Source organism: Cohnella sp. GCM10027633, assembly GCF_042675445.1.
Lineage (GTDB): Bacteria > Bacillota > Bacilli > Paenibacillales > Paenibacillaceae > Cohnella.
The window spans coordinates 283672-301654 of record NZ_JBHTGV010000001.1; the positions used below are offsets into that span (position 1 = coordinate 283672).

Genomic DNA, 17983 nt, shown 5'->3' on the forward strand with positions numbered 1-17983 from the left:
TGCATGCGGTATTCCGAATAGAGCGATTCGATTAGAACGCCGCCGTCCATCCCGCGTCCGCAGCGATGACCGCGCCGTTCACGAAGCTGGACTCGTCGCTTGCCAGGAACAGCGCCACTTGCGCGATCTCTTCCGGTTGGCCCGCCCGCGGAATGACGCCTTGCGTGATTCTCGTCCGGGATGCGCCGAATTCGTTCCAATGGGTCATCGACGACGCGATGTTCGTGATGGTCGCGCCCGGAGCGATCGCGTTGCATCGAATGCCCTTCTGCGCATATAGGAAGCCGGTATTCTTCGTAATGCCGATGACGGCATGCTTCGACGCCGTATAAGCCGCGCCGGCGTGCGCGCCGCTGAAGCCGCCCGTCGATGCCGTGTTGACGATGACGCCTTTGCCCTTCTCGAGGAAGATCGGCAGCGCTTTGCGGATCGCGCGCATGACGCCTTTGGTGTTGATATCGAAGATCAAGTCCCAGCGATCGTCTTCCACGTCGCCGACGCCTGCCATATTATCCATGATGCCCGCGTTGTTCACCAGAATGTCGAGCGTTCCGTACTCGCCGACCGCCGTATCGATCATCGCGTTCACGTCGCCGAGATCGCCTACGTTGGTTCGGATCGCCAAGGCGGTACCGCCGTTCGCGCGAATGCCTTCGGCTACCGCTTGCGCGCCTTCGAGATTAAGGTCGGAGACGACGACCTTGGCCCCCTCTTTCGCGTACAGCTCCGCGATCGCTTTGCCCATGCCCGACGCGGCTCCGGTAACGACCGCTACTTTGCCTTCCAATCTCATGTTTGATCCCTCCGGTAGGTTATTGAACAACTGTTCATTATCATTATAGAAAAGAGCGGTCGAGCAAGTCAATTACGCCGAATCGGATTCCGTCGCCTATACGATACGAGCGAACCGGAATGTCGCGCATGTACAGGATAATAGACAAATCACTGTCGTATTGTCGTCCGCTACGACGGCCAGGTTCGATCGGATTGTATCACTTGTCGAGAAGATTGCAGAGGAATCGTCCCCTCCCCGTTCTTTATGCTTAAGAGTAGCGCGCCGCTGCCTATATCGAATAACGAGGGGGAACCGTATGAAATTACGCTGGATGCTCGCCATTCTACTTACTTCCGCGTCTCTGCTGCTCGCAATCGGTTGCGAGAAGGACGAACCCGAACCGATTCCCGTTAAGCTGGACGAATACGCGAACGATCGCGGCATCGGCTTCTTCTATCCGCCCCAGGATGCGGTTATGTCCGGAATCGCGCAGGTGCATGGCCTGGCGTATACCGGCGAAGGCTGGCTGGAGGAAGATCGGGGCGTCGGCAAAGTCGTCGTCCGCTTCGGAGAAGAACTGGAGCTCGAGGCTCGAACCTACGTCAAGAACCGGTACTGGATTCGGACGTTCGACACCTCGGCGTTCGAAGACGGTCCGCTGGCCATTACGGTGACGGCTTACGACTTAACCGGCGCATTAATCGGTACGGCCGTCAACCGGGTGACGATCGACAACGGCAAGTCGAACGTCGGCAACCGGTACTACGCATCGCCGGACGGTCTGGCGGACGGCGACGGTTCGAAGGCTAAGCCTTGGGATACGACGACCGCGACCGGCAAGCTTGTCCCGGGCGACGTACTGTTCTTGCTCGGCGGCCAATACGGCGAACCGATCGTCGTCGACCGCAGCGGCGCGGCGGGCAAGCCGATCACGATCATGAACGTCCCCGGCGAAGTCGTGGAATTGAAAGGCGCGGGCATCGACATCGCCTACGAGACGGAGCACGTGACGATCATGGGCATCGATCAGAGCAGCTTGCGCGGCGAAGATTACGGCGTGGAGCTCGCCGCCCGCGTGAAGCATATCGCGTTCTGGGACTGCTCCTTCAACGATAATACGTATCCTTACGAGCAGATCGAGGAACAGACCCATCTCGAATACGGCACCGGGTTCCATGCCGGCATGTCCGGCAATACGCCCGAAGACAATCGCCATTATATTACAATCTCGCACAGCGAGGCGAAGTTCAACGACGCGGACGGCTTCCATCTCAGCAGCATCGACCACGGTCGGTTCCAATACCTCGAATCCGCATGGAATCCGAACGGCAAGACCGCGGATATTTTTCAATACAAGCATGCGAACGGCTTCGTCAGCAAGAACAGCGAGTACGAGCGATGGGGATACCCTTCCGCGGACAACGTCTACTTGTTCTGCTACTCGCATCATAACGGGCAGGACGGCTGGGATCTCCGCTCCCCTCACGCCTCGTTGTTCGGAGTCGTGACGCATGACGAAGCGCAGGCGGGCCATCAATACGGCGGCGTCGGCATCAAGCTATGGGAATACGATTACGCTATCGTTAACGCCATTAACTTCCGCAATAACCTGATCGACGGCTCCGGCGGCGGGCTTATTCTCGCCGGCGAACAGCTGTCGATTCGCAACAGCTTATTCTACGGAACGACGCATTTCGCCGTCAGCGCGCCGAAGGATGCGCGGGTAGCGTCCTCGAACAATATTTTCTCCGACTACATCGTCGACTTCACGTCAAGCGTCGCATCGAGCAACTCGATCTTCCACGGCGTCGGCAAGCCTCCCGCACCGGGCACGGACAGCTTGACGGCGGATCCGCTGTTCCTGAACGCGGAACAGGGCAACTTCTTCCTCCGTTCCGACAGCCCCGCGATTGATGCGGGATCGGCTCCCGAACCGTTCGTCGTAGACGGGATAGACTACAGCCGATTCGACGCGCTCGGTCGGCCGCTCGCCGCGGGCTCGACGCAAGTCGGTCCTTACGCGCGTTACGATGGCGCTGATGCGACGCCCTATGTTGCGCCAACGCCGATTGTCGCTGCTGCCGGACCGGCGCTCAACCCGGATACGTTCGCCGGCATCCCGGAATCGCTCGACGTTCGCACCGCGCCGATCCGGATCGATGGCGCGCTAGACGATTGGAACGGCGTCGAGAGCTACGAGGTCGCCGTCGACACCGAAGGGAAACCGTTGACCTACAAGCACCTTGTCGCGTTCGCCTGGGACGGCGGCGATACGTTGTACGCGCAAGGCACGATTACCGGCCCCGGAGAGCTAAAGGCCGAACAGCGCGAGACGTCCGAATCGTGGTGGACAGACGACGTGTTCGAGCTGTTCCTGGTACCGGAGCTGCCGTACGGCGAAGCGGACAACCGGACGGCAGCGATTCATTACGGCTTAAACCGCAAGCATCTGTTCGAAGCTTCGGGCTTGTCGACGGACGCGATCGTCGCAAGCTTGCCCGCAGAGCCTGGCAAATGGTCTTTCGAAGCCGAGTTTAAGTTGAACGACGCGATGCGGAGCAAGCTCGAGAAGGACGGCGCGATGTACGCGAAGGCAGGCATCGAACTGAACAGCTACGGGGAGTTCTCGCTGCTCGGCAGAACCGGAGGCTATTGGGACGCGGACAACTATATCAAGTTAACGTTCGTCGAATAACACATCGCGCGGCAAAAAGCCGAACGGGATCATCCCCGTTCGGCTTCTCTTATGCCGTCGTGCCCGTTACCGATATTCCAAATAATCGAATCCGATGTTATAACCGAGCGCCGCGCTATTCTTCTGGCCGTTCAGCTTCACGCGCACCGTATGCGTGCCCGCAGCCAACGAGAGGTTCTCGTAAACCTTCACTTGGAACGATTGCGTCGCATGGTACGTATCGACGGTCGCGACGGGCGTCGTCATGTTGTCGACGTACACGTTGAACTTGCCCGCATAGGGCTGAACCGTCGCGAATAGCGCGAAGCCGGTTCCGGTGAACGTGTAATCGAAGGAAGCGTTCGTCGTGTTGGAGGTGCTTTTCGTGCCGGCGTAATAATAGGAAGATGGGTTGTGCTGCCAGCCCGAGCTGTAAGATACCGCGGCGTTCGCGTCATCGACGATCGTGGATGGCATATGATACGTGACGGTCAGCTTCGGCCGGTTCGCGGCGTTCGCGCTCTGATTGCTCGCGACGCCTTGGATATTGATGCCGCTGCTCGCTCTCGTCCGCAAGTACCAGCCTTGGTTCGTTTCGGTTCCGTCCAACCATGCTTGCACGTCGTCCGTAACGTCCGACGAGACGTTCCAGCCGGCTCCGGTCGAGAGCGCGATCGTACCCGAAGCGGTCGAATCGACGGCGTCCATGATCGTGCTGCCGGACGTATCCGTCCAACCGGACGAGACGGTATTGCCCGTCCCCGTTCTTCTCGTCCATGCGGCGCCGTCTTTAACGGTATAATCCGTATTGCCGCCCTCCGCCCACATGCCGTTGCTTCCGGCGTCGGTTATGCGGTACAGGTCGAGCGTACCGCCCGTATAGGAATCGATTCCGCTATTATAGAGCGATAGCGTCGCGGAGTCGACGATGGCGCCGGCCGGCAACTGCCCCGACAAGTCGTAGTAAACGAGAGCGTTCGTCGGGAAGCCGCCGTCGCGCAAGTAGTAACTCGTCGTCTGCCCGGCTCCGTAGTGACCCTCGTTCGGACTCGTCTCCCGAAGGTGGCTCTGGTCCTTGCCGCCGGAGTAACCGTTCGTCCCCTGCTGCAACGTCACGGTCGTCGAACCTGGTGGCGGCGTCGGGGTTGGCGTTGGTGTCGGGGTCGGCGTTGGCGTTGGCGTTGGTGTCGGAGTCGGGGTCGGCGTTGGCGTAGGGTTCGGATTCGGCGCCCCCGCTTCAGGGATATCGCCCGGTTCGAGTCTGATCATGTACGCGTCGTTATTGGTCCCCGAATTCGTCTCCCAGTTGGAATTGAACAGGATTTTGGTGAAATCGCGGTTCACCGTTGCATGCGGTTCGTTCTCATACGAGACGCGATTGAACATATGATGGTGCGCGAGATTGTAGATTCTCGGATTTTCTTTCAGCTCTACCGCCATAATCTTCTCGTTGTACCATTGCTTGGGCACGCCGGCGATATCGTCATAAGTGGACACGAGTATCCATCCGGGCAGATCGTAACCTTTGCCGGAGAAATGAACCGAAGTAATCTGCCCGGTGCCATACGTCGGGAACAGCGAAATCTTCGCGCCCGTGCGAATGTTGGTCATGAACACGTCGCCGGAGTTGGATTGGTAATCGATCGCGACGTACACGTCGTCGCCGTTCGCGTCGATCGCGATGTCCGAGTGTTCGCTCTTGTGGTGCAACGTCCGGACCGGCGTGCTTAGATTGTTCCGAGCGTATGCGACCGTGCCCGACGAGTCATCCCCGGATACGATGAAGTAGTCTCCCGACGGACTCATGCTGACATGGTCGGGCCGCACGCCGTTCGTATTTTTCGTAGACAGGATCGTGTCCGTCAACAGATCGTACGTGAACACGCCGAGACTGTTGTAGTTCGCGTCGTCCACCATGAACCCCCAATAACGGAGGTCTGCCGACGGCGATCCTTCCCATTTGGTGAAGACGTGCGCCGAACTCGACCATGGCAGACGATTCGCGAAGTTCGCGACGACGGCCGTCGCGCCGGTCGCGATGTTCAGCCGGTTCAACACCAACCCCCCGTTGTTCGGAATGTAGTAGAGCAAGTTCGGATCGACCGGACTCCATTGCGGTTCGGCAGCTCCGCCCAGATGAGGCAGTCTTTGAAGCTTGTCGTACGTATTCGCGTCGTACAAGTACCAGAAACCGTCGAGCGATTTCACGATGTACTTCGAGTCGTCCTGATTGAACGCTTGACGCCGGGAATAGTCGTTGCGAACGAACACCGGCGTGACGCCGTCGTCGACTCTGACGATGCCGTCCGCGAGGAAGTCCGTCGCCCTGACGACCGTAGCGTTGTAAGTCGGATCCGCGAACGGGATCCCCTTGGCCGGCTTCGGCAGCGAGGGCGGCTGCTGATTGTTCATGCCTTCGATCAGCGTCGTCGCGGCATACGTCGGTCTCAGGCTGATGAATAGGGCTATCAGCATCGCGAATGCCAGTAACGCCGCCAAGCTTATCTTGGCCTTTCGATCAACGGATCCTTTCAACATCATACAACCTCCTTATCGTGTCGGGACTGGATACGGAGCTGTGTTCGGGAATCCTCGCCGTCTATGCCGCATCTCCCGCACCTTCATTGTATAATCGCCTCGTCCTTCGTTCTTCTTCTATCCTCTTCACGACTGATACTATCTTCTCGACCGGAAGACGAAATAGGCCGTCCCGAAGTCTCTACGACTTCCGGGACGGTCCCAAGATGCTGCATGCACGTACTTATTCGTCTTCCTTGAACACCGGCAAGATATCCAGCTCGAACGTGAAGCTCTTCTCGTCGAAGCGATATTCCGGAAGCAGCTCCGGACCGCACGAGTTCGAGCCTACGCCGCTCATCTTGTAGTCGACGTGCACGATCGTCTTGCCGCTCTTGCGCAGCAAATGGGCGTGCGTCTTCTCGGTCAGCTCTTCCGGCGTATAGTGGGAGGCGTTGAACGAGAACGGCGATTCGGAGTCGAAGCGCAGCCCCATCCCCTGTTCGTTCGTCGCGATCATCCACTCGGTGCCGTTACGCGATCCGTTCTCCTGCGGACGAATATAACTCTCGAACATGCGCTCGACCGTCGTCAAGTACACGCCCTTCTTGGCGCTGCGCCTCTTATCGGCATACGTCTCGTGAGGTCCGAAGCCGGCGTACTCGATCTCCTCGGTTCCGCCCGGCATCTCGAGCCGCAAGCCGAAGCGCGGGAGATAGATCAGCTCTTCGCGTACGTTAACCGATACGGACAACGATGCGCGGCCGCTGCCGTCGAATCGCCACGTCGCTTCGCCCTTGAGAATCGGATGCTGTATATAGCCTCCGAGCGCGAATGAGACGTGAACCTCGACCTGCGCTGCGTCGACCTGCTTCCAGCGGGTGCCATACACCTTCATGCCTACGCGGTCGTAGCCTTCCGTCTTCCACTTCTGCTTCACGTACATATCGTTATCCGTCGGCGCACGCCAGATCGCGAAGGCCGCCGGGGCGGCGAGCATCTCTACCCCGTTCAACGACATGCCGGCCAGCGTTCCTCTGCGCAAATCGAACGCGTGGCGGAAGCTCTCTCCTTCAAGGACGAGGAGCTCGTCTTCCTCCCGGGCTTGTATCGGCCATTCGGCGGCGGCATTACGTTCCGTCTCTCCGGAGGTCCGGCCGCGCACAGGAAACTGCGCGAACGCGATTTCGTAGCCCGCGTCGGACCAAGCCGTCTCTTCCTGCAGGCGCGCTACGAACGTCAGAATTCCTTCGCCCGCGTACGAAGCGGCTTCCGGAATGTCGATCGTCTCCCGTTCGTGCGGCTTCGCAGACAGAGATTTCGCTTGTCCTTGCCGAACGATCCGCCCGGAATCGTCTTCGATCTTCCAGGTCAGATAAATGCCGGATAAATCCCGGAAGTCGTAACGATTCAGGACGCTATACGAGCCTGCTTGCGCGTCGACGGCTTCCACGAGCACCGGCGCGATGACCTGCTTCAGCTCGAGCAGTCCGACGTGCGGCTTCCGGTCCGGCGTAACGAGGCCGTCGATGCAGAAGTTGCCGTCGTGCGGCTTGTCTCCGAAGTCGCCCCCGTAAGCGAAGAACGGCGTGCCGTCTTCCGAGCGCGTCAGTATGCCATGATCGACCCACTCCCACACGCAGCCCCCCATCAGCTTCGGATACGCGTAGAACGCGTCCCAGTATTCCTGCAGGTCGCCCGGGCCGTTGCCCATCGCATGGCTGTATTCGCACAGGAACAAAGGCTTTTTCTTCGACTCGTCTTCCCCGTGCGCCTTCACTTCCGCAACCGTCGCGTACATGCGGCTGTCCACGTCCAACGATTCCGTGTTCTCGCTCCCTTTGTAGCCCGGCGCGGCGCCTTCATAGTGGACCGGGCGAGACGGATCGCGGCCTCGCGTCCATTCCTGCATCGCGATATGGTTGTCCGAATAACCGGATTCGTTCCCCATCGACCACATGACGACGCAAGCGTGGTTCTTGTCGCGTTCGACCATGCGAATCGCGCGTTCGACGAACGCTTCGCGCCATGACGGATCCGCCGACAGCTTATGGAACGCGCCTTCCTTCCAGTGATCGGAGCTGGCGATACCGTGCGCTTCCAGATCCGCCTCGTCGACGACATAGAAACCGTACTCGTCGCACAAGTCGAGGAATCGAGGATCGTTCGGATAATGCGACGTGCGAATCGTATTGATATTATGGCGCTTCATCAGCTTCAAATCTTGGATCATATGGTTCAACGGAATCGTCTGCCCGAGCGTCGGATGCGAATCGTGACGATTGACGCCCTTGAGCTTCACCGGCATGCCGTTAATGAGGAATACGCCTTCCTTAATCTCGATTCGCCGGAAGCCGACCGGGAAATACAACGTTTCCTCGCCCGCTTGTACGTGAAGCGCATACAGGTACGGCTGCTCCGCGTTCCATAGGATCGGATCTCGCACGACGAGTTCCAATGAACCGGATCCGTCCACTTTTCCTTCTCCCGCGGCGATCGCGCGTCCGCCCGCGTCGCGCAGAACGGCTTTCACGGCGACTTCGCCTCCAGCCGTCTCGATGTCCGCCCGAAGCGTCGCGGTCTCGAAGTCTTGCGAGAGGTCTTGCTTCAGGAAGACGTCGCGCACGCGCTTCTCTTCCCGCGCCAGCAAGTACACGTCCCGGAAAATACCCGAATACCGCCAAGCGTCCTGATCCTCGATGTACGTGCCGTCGCACCACTTCAGCACGAGCGCGGAGATCGTGTTCTTGCCCGGCTTCGCGTACGGCGTCAGGTCGAATTCCGCCGGCACGCGGCTGCCTTGGCTGAAGCCGACGAATTGTCCGTTCGCCCACAGGTAGAAGCAAGAGTTGACCCCTTCGAACACGACAAACGTACGCTTGCCGTTCCAGCTCGGCGGTAAATTGAATTCGCGCGAATAGGCGCCGGCTGGATTGTCGTCCGGCACGAACGGGGGATCGCACGGAATCGGGTAATTGAGGTTCGTATAGTGAAGCTGGTCATAGCCGTTCGTCTGCCAACAGGAAGGCACCAGCAGCCGGTCCCAGCCGCTAAGATCGGCGTCCGGATCGTAGAACGCTTCCTTGACGTCGCGAACGCTCTCGTAATAGCGGAACGCCCAGCTGCCGTTCAACGTCCGATAGAACGGCGAACGTCCGCGCTTCCCCGAAGCGGCGGACTGCGCGTCCGCGTAAGGCACGAATGCGGCTCTCGGCGCTTCCCGGTTCAGGTGCAATTGCCTTGGATCTTCCCATAATGTCGGAATCCGAATCATCGTTATCCATTCTCCTTTGTCTGCTAAGGCTACCGCTAGTATAAATTCTGATATACTGGATCTCATAGAAGTCAAAAGCGACAATCGATAGGACAAAAGAGACATATCACGCAAGGAGCCATCGAGATGATCATACTTCCGTTAAGAACGAACGCGCTCACGGAGCTGACGGGAGAGCCGCTTCCCTACTCCGTCTATACGGTCGGAACCGAAGAGCAGTACCCGATGACGAGGTCCAAAGGCTTCTCCGCGCATCAACTGTTCGCGACCTTCTCCGGCAAGGGGCGCTTCCGGCTGCTCGGGCGTACGAAATGGGACATCGTCGATTCGGGCAAGGTTCTGTTCGTACCCGCGCATGCGCCGCATGAATACGTGTCGGAAGGCTACGAGCCTTGGAAGATCGGGTTCGTCTCCTTCTCCTCACCGCCGGAAGCGCTGCGCGCATGGTCGCTCGGAGACGAGGCCGCTCTCATCGGCGTCGGGAACACGGAGCGGATGTTCGAGCTCATCGAGAGCATCTGGCAGCTGTCCGGTCCGGCACAGCATTATTGGCGCGCGTCCGAGCTGCTGCTCGCGTTCTTGTGCGAGCTCGGCCGACAGCGGCATGCCGGCGCCAACGCCGATCGCATGCCCGACAGGCCGCCCGCCGAGGCATCGGGCGCGAATGCCGTCGTCGAGGCGGCATCCCGGTTCCTTCGGGATCACCTGAACCGGCGCACGACGACGATTACCGGTTTGGCCGAACACTTAGGCTACTCGCGGAAGCATCTCACGAGATTGTTCTTGACGGCATACGCCACGACGCCGTTGCAATATCTGAAGACGCTGCGCCTGGAGAGCGCCGCCCGGCATCTCCGCATTCGCCCGAACGCGCCCGTCGCCGACATCGCCGCCCAGGTCGGCATGGAGCCCGCCTACTTCGCCCGCGCGTTCCGCGCCGCGTTCGGCGTCGCTCCTAACGATTATCGCCGGCTTAGCGCCACGCCGTTCGACGATTAATGATTGGTGATACGAACGCGCCGCAACGTCCTATGCGCACACGAAGCCCGCGAGCATCCGTCTCGCGGGCTTCCTTCTTATTGGAAAGTCGGAGCCGTCTCGCCTCATCTGGGAATAACGGCCATCGTATTATCCAATAGTAAGCTACAGCCGATCGAATTCGGCACATTGCGCCAAGGGGGTCGCACGATGGAGCCATCCTCCCTGCCGCCGACGGCTTCCGCCTCCCGTAACGCGGACGCCTTACGCGAGCTGTTCTCGAACAATGAATCGCTTATCGTTAGGGAAATCGCGGGAAGCCTGGACGGGGACCGTGCGTTGCTTCTGTACTTGGACGTCCTCGTCGACGAGAAGACGTTGGACGTGCATGTCGTTCGCAACGCGCGCGAAAGGACCTCGGGTACGCGCGGTTCGGCTCTTTCCGCGGACGACGTGCTGTCCGCGTTGCGCTCGACTTGCAGATTGGAGACGCTGTCCGATCTGAACGCGGCGGTATCCTTCATCCTCGATGCGGGCGTCGCGGTATTCCAGGACGGCGTCCCGGATGCGTTCGGCTTTCGATTGCCGGGTTACGTGACGCGAGCCGTCGAAGAACCGCAAATCGAGATTAACGTACGCGGACCGCGCGAAGCGTTCATCGAGGATCTCCGAACGAACCTGGGACTGATATTCCGGAGAATGAAGTCGCCGTCCTTGAAGATGTCGACTTACGTGATCGGCACGCATAGCAGCACCAAGGTCGCGTTGCTGTATCTCGACGGCAGAATCGATCCCGCCATACTGGAGGAGCTGCAAGACAAGCTGTCCGCCTGCCGGCTCGAAGTGCTGCTCGCCAATACTCAGCTGGAAGAGCTGCTGCAGGAGAGCACGTTCTCTCCGTTCCCCCAGATCTTCAACACGGAAAGGCCGGACCGCGTCGTCGTCGCCTTGAACCGGGGCAAAGCCGCCATCCTGGCGGACGGAACGCCGATCGCGCTCATCGCTCCGACCACCTTCTTCGAGATGCTTCATCCGAGCGAGGACTTGTACGAGCGTTTTTATATCACGAATTTTTTGCGCGTGTTCCGGCTCATCACGCTATTCATTTCCTTATTCGGCCCCTCGCTCTATATCGCGTTGACGACCTTCCATCTGGAGATGATACCGACTCCCCTCATGATGGCGTTCCTTACTTCCAAGGCGGGCATCCCGTTTCCGACGTTCGTGGAAGCGCTCGTCATGGAAGCCGCCTTCGAAATTTTGCGAGAGGCCAGCTTGCGTCTGCCGAGGGTCGTCGGCCAATCGGTCAGCATCGTCGGCGCTCTCATCATCGGCGAAGCGGCTGTACAGTCCGGAATCGTGTCGAGGCCGATGGTTATCGTCGTCGCGATGACGGGCATCGCATCCTTCACGAACCCATCGTTCAGCATGGCGCTCTCGCTCCGCATGCTGCGGTTCCCGATGATGCTGTTCGCCTCCTATATGGGCGTATTGGGAATATCTCTCGGACTGCTGGTCTTGCTTCTCCACCTCTGCTCGTTGCAAACGTTGGGCGTTCCTTTCCTCGATCCCGTCAATCCGGCGGGCTGGAAAGCGTCTCTTCAGAATTTCGTGTTGCTGCCGGTCAAGTTCAGGACATCCGCAACCGGGAGGGCGAAGCATGACGGGAACCGCGAGAATTAATCGCCGATTGGCGACGGGCGCTCTTCTCGCTCTGCTCGTCTTGGCGCCCGTCGGCTGTTCGCCGGATACGATGGAGATCGGCGACATCGCGCTCGTTATGGCCATTGGCGTCGACTACGACGCGGAAGCGAAACGGTTCTCGTTCTCCTCCTACAGCGTCATGCCGAACGCGCCGAACACGGAAGGTGCCGGCAAGCTGACGGAGACGGTCGCCGTCGGCGAAGGGCGCTCGATCCTCGAAGCCGCCAAGACGTTGAGAAGCCAAGCCGGCAAGACGCTCGTCTGGATGCACAATAAATTCGTCATCGTCGGAGAAGAAGCGGCTCGCGGCTCGCTGTACGAAATATTGGATTTTCTGACCCGAAACCGGCAAGTGCGCATGTCCAGCTATTTCATCGTCAGCGAAGGCAAGGCCGCCGATCGGTTGCGTGCGAAGACGACGACGGGCGACCTTCTGTCCAACGACCTGCTGGGCAAAATCCGCAACGAGAAATCTTGGGGTCGGAGCATCTCGCGGAATTTGTACGAAGTCGCGGATTGTTATCCGAACCCGCATCGCGGGTTCGTCGTCGGCAGAATCGCCTCCCGCGGGCAAATCTTAGGGGGCGGCGGCAACCGCGATCGCAACGTTCTGGACGGCGGCGCGGTCATCGGCCGAGGAAAGCTGCGGCATTGGATGTTCGGACAAGACGTGCTCGTCGTACAGTTGCTCTCGGATAAAAGGCTGTGGGCGAATCTGGAATTCTCGCATATTGCCGCGATAGACAGCCGGCGGGTCACGTTCGCCGTCCGGCAAACGAAGCAATCGATCCGCTCGTCGTTCCGGGACGGAAAGCCGCGGATCTCGATCAAATTGACGTTCGATCTGGCTCTGAGCGAATCGGAGATTCCGCTGTCGCTGGACGATCCGGCGACAATCGCTCTCCTCGAGCGGACGGCGTCGGCAGATCTTCGGAAGATGGTATCTTCGAGCGTCGGGAAGTTCCAGCGCGAGCTCGGAACGGACGTCGTCGGATTCTCCGGCACGATCGAACGCGACCATTCGCGCATGTGGGATCGCATCAAAGACGAATGGGATACCGTCTACCCAGCCATTCAGGTTGAAGTCGACGCGCAGGCGGTATTCGATAAGCAAGGCATGATACGCGAGTTGAAGAAAGGATGATCCGCATGTTCCTCATCGTCGGCATAAGCTCGCTCGTCTACGGAGCCCTATCTTGCTCGAGGCTGTTTCGTAACCAACGGAAGCGCGATGCCCGGTTGCTTCTACTCCTCTGTATCGTCGTGTCCCTGTACTTCATGCCCTTCTCCGGCCCTTACATGCCGACCGTCGAGTCGCTTTACCAATTCGTCTATTCGCCGATCTCGGAATATGCGTTACGATTGCTGCAGCCTGGGATACCGACGGAATGACGGCCCGTCCGGAGCAACTGACCCCTTTCGCGATCGGCTGTCTGTTGTTCAGCTTCTTGTCCGGCTTCTCCACGCTGTTCCTCGCCGAAGCCCAGACGCTCGGACAGGACGTCTGGATGGCTTACGCGATCGGTCTTGGCTTGTCGTCCTTCATGATCTGGCTGATGTACCGGCTGTACTCGCGATATCCCGGATTGTCCATGGCGGAAGTATTCGATCGCCTGCTCGGCAAGCCGATCGCCAAAGCCGCGCTGGTCGTCTATCTGGCGTATATGCTGGAGATCCAAGGCGCGGCCGCGCAAGCGCTCACTTCCTTCTACCGCACCGTCGTCCTGCCGAACACCTCGTCCGCGGAAATCCTGCTCATGATCGCGCTAACGACCACCTATGCGGCGTATCTCGGATTGGGTGCGATCGCGAGAACCGTGCTGATCTCGTTGCCGATGTTCCTCGTCGGCATCGCGTTCATCATTCTCATGATTCTCAAGGACGTCCATATTAACCCGTTCTTGCCGCCGCTCCGTCACGCCGCGCCAGAGATCGCGCTCGGAGGCTTGCAGTGTTTCTTCTTCCCGTTCGGCAAGTCGATCGTCTTCTGCTTCCTGTTCTCCCGAACGACGGGCGGCCGTCATACGCTGATCGGCTTGTTTGCCGCCTTGATCGCATCCTGCGTCTACTTGTTCGTCTCCGCGTACTTGGCATTCGGCTCTCTCGGCTATCGGCTGACCGCGAACGCGACGTTCCCGTTCTTCTCGGCCATTCAGCTCGTCAAGATCGGCGAGTATATCGAACGGATCGAGATCATGATCATCGGGATATGGACGATGTTCACGCTGTTCGAGATCATCGTGCTGCAATACGTGTTCGCGCAAGTGTTCGGCAGCCTGTTCGGAATACGCGAGGTTCGTCCGTTCATCGTGCCGATCGGTCTGTTGTTCTTCGCGATCGCGAGCCATAGCTTCACCGAATTGCACGATCTTGTCGCCTATAATTCAACCATCGCGCCGTTCTCGACGCTGCTACCGATGGCGGGGATTCCGCTCGCGCTTACGCTCGTACACTCGCTGCGAAGAAGATAATGCCCGCGAATTCCGATGACAAAGCCCGCGAGCGGATGGCTCGCGGGCTACTTATCGTGCTTATTTCGCAGCGGCCAACACGCCGTTAATCGCGGCGCCGCTCGCCGCCGCATCGCCCTCGACTTCGACGACAGGCGGCAAGTTGATCGTGCTGTACAGCTTGGCGGCCGCTTCGTCTCGGTTCTCGACGATCTCGAGCGCCAGCTGCTTCAGCTTGATCTCCTGCTCGAGCAGGCTGTTGCGCAAGTTCCGCTCGCGGACGGTTTCCGTCTGCAGGTTGCGCGAGTAATCGTCGAGCGCCTCCCCTTGGCCGAGCAACGCTTCTACCATGACGCCTTCGGTACGCAGCACGTGGCGGTTCGCCGCCAGAATGATTCCCGGTACCGAAATCTTCGTCCCGGAAGCCTCGTCGTTATACGTGGAGACGTATTCCTTCTTCACGCGCAAGTAGTTGGACAGCGGGATATCGTTGCCGTTCGCGTCCTTGAAAGGCTTATCTTCGACGAACCGGTGATGGCGGTCTTGATAGTCGAAGATGTTCATGAGCTGGTTGATGATCGAGTTGCGCACTTCGTTGCGTTTGTCCGCGACGATAATCTCCTGCAGCAGCGAATCGAGCTGCGGCAACGTCACTTCCTTGTAAGCATGCTTCTCGACTCCGTTAACGAGCTCGACCTTGAAGAAACCGATCCGCAGGTCGACCAGATGCAGCAGCGTGATGAACTCCTGGTTCATCTGGCGGAAGACGAAGTTAAGCGAACGGCCGACGTTGATGTTCTCGATCTCGCGAACGATCGCCGACTCTTCCCCGGAAGTCGTCTTCTCTTCGTAGCTCGTGTTCACTTGCAAGTCCCGGCGCGCGGAAGCGCGGGCGACGTGCTTCTGCGTGCTGTTCGAGATGTTGCGCGCGAACTGCTCGCGGGCGGAGTTCGTGCCGCCGGAAGCGCTCGCGCTGACGGAGGCGCTGCCCCAGCCCCAGCTTGCGCTCGCTTCTGCGCTTACCCGATACTCGAAGCTTTCCTTATAGTTCTTCTGATCGGTCTGCTCGTTGCCCATCGACTTCTCGAATTCGTCGGCGATCTCGTCGGTAACGGAATCGAGAATCGTCGAGGCGTTCTTGGCCGTCGTCTCGTTCTGCGTGTACGACCGGATGCTGATCTTCGACTTCTCGCCCGGCAGCAGCGAGAACGTCTTGATCGTGCGGCCCGCGCCGTAGTTGCCGAGGAACGATGACATCCGGTAGGACTCCACGAGAATGATCCGCTTCAGCCGCGAGCTCACTTCCGGCACGATCGTCACGTTGACGGACACCGATTTCTCGATCGTGTTGTTCGCGTTGTCCGTGCAACGGGCCGTAATGATATGGATGCCGGGCTCGGTCACGTTCAGCGTCGCCCGCCACGTCGACCAGTCTCCTTGCCCCTTCTCGGTCGCGCGGATGAACGACGGATTCAAGTTCAACGACACCTCGACGTGCTTAACGCCGCCCGCGTCGGACGCCGTCCCCGTAATCTCGATCGTCGCGCCCTTCGAGTTCGTCCCCGCGATCTGAGCGTTCTGCAGCGGCGTCGTAATGCTCAAGCTCGGCGGCGAGGTGTCGATCGTGAACGACAAGCTCTTCGTCGCGAAGTTGCCGGCCGCGTCGGTCGCTTTGAACGTCACCGCCTGGGTACCCGACGAGAACCCGATCGTCTTCTTCCAGTTCGCGTAGCCATTCGTCGTATCGACCAAGGAGAACGCGCCGTTGTTGATCGACATCTCGACCTTGGATACGCCGCGATCGTCGGAAGCCGTCCCTTCGAACGTGACGTTAACGCTCGGAGCTCCGTTCGTCGAGAAGAACTGCCCGGGCGCCGGACTCGTCACGTTGACCGTCGGCAGCGTCGTATCCGGCGCGGCGGCGAGCGATACGGTTACGTTGATCGTGCGGACCGCCGTCTTCGTTCCGAAGGAGTGGAACGCTTTGGCCGAGATCGGGATCGTGCCGGAGACGTTAGCGGTCGCATTCGGGAATACCCAGCTGCCGTCCGCGTTCAATTGCGCGTTCTGATACGCGCCGGATCCGATCTTAACCTGCACGCTGGAGATGCTTCCGTCGCCGCTGTTGGACGCATAGCCGTGAACGCTGAATACCGCTCCGGTATAAGGGCCGGTTACCGTCGCGTTCGATGCCGGCGAGGTAATGTCCACGGACACGTTGATCGGTTCCGGAAGCGGATCTCCGCCTCCGCCGTCATCGATCGGCCGCAGCGTCGGAAGCGAACCGTCCGTCTCCGTTGAAGGCAATCTCGCGAGCGACGCGAACGATGCTTCGGCGCCCGCGTCGAATGCAGGCTCGGAAGCGATTTGCTTGTCGACGAACGTGTATGTAAGCGCGCCGCTCATCGATCTGTACAGGTTCAGCTTCTTGCCGGACGCCTCCATGCGAAGCACGTCGTCCTCGGTCAGCTTCGCCAAGCCCGGACTCAGGCGCTCTTCCGGAGAGATCGATGCAAGCGCGTCCAGCGATTCGCTCGGTTGTTGCGCGGAGAGTCTTGAAGACGAATCGTCGCCCGCCGCGAGAGCGCTGAACGAAGCGGCGTTCGCGGGCGTGCTCGCCGTGAAGTAGCTGTCCGGGAACGACAGGTCGATGAAGTTCCGTCCGCTATAAGCGGTCGGCTCCGGCACGTTGTAGCTCAGAATCGGAGCCGTGCCTCCCGGTTGAAGCTTGATCATCGGTTCTTGATTGCTAGACATAACATAAGTCCCCTTTACGGTGATTTACGAGAGCGTCCGCCGGTTCGAGGCGCTGCGGATTCGCCGCTCGACAGTGAAGAATGTACCGCGATTGCCAGTCACATGACCAGTGCCCGGTGTCATTAATTTCCAACAAATCCGTCACGTTACAGACTAGGTCCGAAGATGGTCGATTCGAGTTCGTTATCCCGCAATCGACAAGGACTGTTGATCTACCGGAATTCGTGTCGAATTGCGCTTCCAAGGGGGCCTTCGTCCCGGTATGCGAATTCCGTTCTCCGGTTATGTTAATGGACGGAAGGAGCGCGCGAACATGAACGAACGATTAACGCAATTGGAGCGGCGGCTCGTCGAGGAAGACCATCGCGACTTGTTCTTGCAGATGAAGCATACGCTGCAGGCGATCAACGACTTGGAAGAGAAACATCGCGTCGTCGCCGCCAAATACGGCATACACGGCTACAAAGTGGTCGGCGCGGAAGAGAAGCTGTTCTCCGATACGCTGGACGAAGTCCGGGAGCTGATCGTGGATACGCTCGAGAAGACGCTGGACGACCTCGTTCACGAAGGCCATAAGCATTACGAGAAGAACTTCAAGGACGGCGTCGAGTAAGCATGACTTTCGTTACGATCAAGATCGTCGAGATTCCGGGCGCTACGGCGGAAGAACGGCGATCTTATTTTTGCGGCGCGGCCGCTTCCTCCCCTATCATCGTGACTAGTCATGAAGAAGTCATGGTTAATGTCATGACAAATCCTGTAGAGCAAATAAGCCCTAAGCAACTGGAGAAGGCCGATCGCGATCTCTCATACTTAGGAATAGGTTTCCAATTCCAAGCTTCCTAACGAAGGAG

Annotated in this window: 12 protein-coding genes; 8 read left to right on the forward strand and 4 right to left on the reverse strand. The window is 59.1% G+C overall.

What is annotated here, in order from left to right; genetic code table 11:
• Positions 1–31: 31 nt before the first annotated feature.
• Positions 32–793, reverse strand: coding sequence for an SDR family oxidoreductase (locus ACFQZG_RS01205; protein ID WP_378149289.1), 762 nt, complete (start codon positions 791–793; stop codon positions 32–34).
• A gap of 298 nt (positions 794–1091) precedes the next feature.
• Here ACFQZG_RS01205 and ACFQZG_RS01210 point away from each other — a divergent pair, with 298 nt between their 5' ends.
• Entirely contained in the window at positions 1092–3470 is a 2379-nt protein-coding gene (locus ACFQZG_RS01210) for a hypothetical protein (RefSeq protein WP_378149290.1), read from the forward strand.
• 66 nt (positions 3471–3536) lie between these two features.
• On the opposite strand, the gene ACFQZG_RS01215 is transcribed toward ACFQZG_RS01210, so the two are convergent.
• Positions 3537–5987 carry a DNRLRE domain-containing protein gene (locus ACFQZG_RS01215; protein WP_378149291.1) on the reverse strand — a complete coding sequence of 817 codons (2451 nt, stop codon included), beginning with the start codon at positions 5985–5987 and terminating at the stop codon, positions 3537–3539.
• 223 nt (positions 5988–6210) lie between these two features.
• Complete coding sequence (locus ACFQZG_RS01220) at positions 6211–9240, reverse strand: glycoside hydrolase family 2 TIM barrel-domain containing protein (RefSeq protein ID WP_378149292.1); 3030 nt, start codon at positions 9238–9240, stop codon at positions 6211–6213.
• A 126-nt stretch (positions 9241–9366) separates the two neighbouring features.
• On the opposite strand from ACFQZG_RS01220, the gene ACFQZG_RS01225 reads away from it, so the two are divergent.
• The 5 genes from ACFQZG_RS01225 to ACFQZG_RS01245 all read left to right on the forward strand — a co-directional run bounded on the left by ACFQZG_RS01225 (position 9367) and on the right by ACFQZG_RS01245 (position 14393).
• Positions 9367–10239 carry a helix-turn-helix transcriptional regulator gene (locus tag ACFQZG_RS01225; RefSeq protein ID WP_378149293.1) on the forward strand — a complete coding sequence of 291 codons (873 nt, stop codon included), beginning with the start codon at positions 9367–9369 and terminating at the stop codon, positions 10237–10239.
• Positions 10240–10428: 189 nt separating this feature from the next.
• Entirely contained in the window at positions 10429–11901 is a 1473-nt protein-coding gene (locus ACFQZG_RS01230; RefSeq protein WP_378149295.1) for a spore germination protein, read from the forward strand.
• Positions 11879–13066, forward strand: coding sequence for a Ger(x)C family spore germination protein (locus ACFQZG_RS01235; RefSeq protein ID WP_378149296.1), 1188 nt, complete (start codon positions 11879–11881; stop codon positions 13064–13066). The genes ACFQZG_RS01230 and ACFQZG_RS01235 overlap by 23 nt, the downstream gene beginning before the upstream one ends.
• Positions 13063–13314 (forward strand): hypothetical protein, encoded by a 252-nt coding sequence (locus ACFQZG_RS01240; RefSeq protein WP_378149298.1) that lies wholly within the window; start codon positions 13063–13065, stop codon positions 13312–13314. Before ACFQZG_RS01235 ends, ACFQZG_RS01240 begins: the two co-directional genes overlap by 4 nt.
• The gene (locus ACFQZG_RS01245; protein WP_378149300.1) at positions 13311–14393 is read left to right on the forward strand and encodes a GerAB/ArcD/ProY family transporter; all 1083 of its coding nucleotides are present in this window, start codon (positions 13311–13313) and stop codon (positions 14391–14393) included. Before ACFQZG_RS01240 ends, ACFQZG_RS01245 begins: the two co-directional genes overlap by 4 nt.
• Positions 14394–14453: 60 nt before the next feature.
• On the opposite strand, the gene ACFQZG_RS01250 is transcribed toward ACFQZG_RS01245, so the two are convergent.
• A complete protein-coding gene (locus ACFQZG_RS01250) occupies positions 14454–17129 on the reverse strand; it encodes an Ig-like domain-containing protein (protein WP_378149302.1) in 2676 nt (891 codons plus the stop codon).
• A 313-nt stretch (positions 17130–17442) separates the two neighbouring features.
• Here ACFQZG_RS01250 and ACFQZG_RS01255 point away from each other — a divergent pair, with 313 nt between their 5' ends.
• Both ACFQZG_RS01255 and ACFQZG_RS01260 read left to right on the forward strand, forming a co-directional pair.
• On the forward strand, positions 17443–17742 hold the full coding sequence (locus ACFQZG_RS01255; protein ID WP_378149304.1) for a hypothetical protein: 300 nt from the start codon (positions 17443–17445) through the stop codon (positions 17740–17742).
• Between the two features lie 2 nt (positions 17743–17744).
• Positions 17745–17975: a hypothetical protein gene (locus ACFQZG_RS01260; protein WP_378149305.1), complete on the forward strand. Its 231-nt coding sequence runs from the start codon at positions 17745–17747 to the stop codon at positions 17973–17975.
• Positions 17976–17983 lie beyond the last annotated feature (8 nt).

Bases quoted from the DNA above. Each gene is read 5' to 3' on its own strand.
- ACFQZG_RS01210 (WP_378149290.1), top strand. From the start codon at position 1,092: ATGAAATTACGCTGGATGCTCGCCATTCTACTTACTTCCGCGTCTCTG.
- ACFQZG_RS01225 (WP_378149293.1), top strand. From the start codon at position 9,367: ATGATCATACTTCCGTTAAGAACGAACGCGCTCACGGAGCTGACGGGA.
- ACFQZG_RS01220 (WP_378149292.1), bottom strand. From the start codon at position 9,240: ATGATTCGGATTCCGACATTATGGGAAGATCCAAGGCAATTGCACCTG.
- ACFQZG_RS01260 (WP_378149305.1), top strand. From the start codon at position 17,745: ATGACTTTCGTTACGATCAAGATCGTCGAGATTCCGGGCGCTACGGCG.
- ACFQZG_RS01235 (WP_378149296.1), top strand. From the start codon at position 11,879: ATGACGGGAACCGCGAGAATTAATCGCCGATTGGCGACGGGCGCTCTT.
- ACFQZG_RS01240 (WP_378149298.1), top strand. From the start codon at position 13,063: ATGATCCGCATGTTCCTCATCGTCGGCATAAGCTCGCTCGTCTACGGA.
- ACFQZG_RS01230 (WP_378149295.1), top strand. From the start codon at position 10,429: ATGGAGCCATCCTCCCTGCCGCCGACGGCTTCCGCCTCCCGTAACGCG.
- ACFQZG_RS01205 (WP_378149289.1), bottom strand. From the start codon at position 793: ATGAGATTGGAAGGCAAAGTAGCGGTCGTTACCGGAGCCGCGTCGGGC.
- ACFQZG_RS01250 (WP_378149302.1), bottom strand. From the start codon at position 17,129: ATGTCTAGCAATCAAGAACCGATGATCAAGCTTCAACCGGGAGGCACG.
- ACFQZG_RS01245 (WP_378149300.1), top strand. From the start codon at position 13,311: ATGACGGCCCGTCCGGAGCAACTGACCCCTTTCGCGATCGGCTGTCTG.
- ACFQZG_RS01215 (WP_378149291.1), bottom strand. From the start codon at position 5,987: ATGTTGAAAGGATCCGTTGATCGAAAGGCCAAGATAAGCTTGGCGGCG.
- ACFQZG_RS01255 (WP_378149304.1), top strand. From the start codon at position 17,443: ATGAACGAACGATTAACGCAATTGGAGCGGCGGCTCGTCGAGGAAGAC.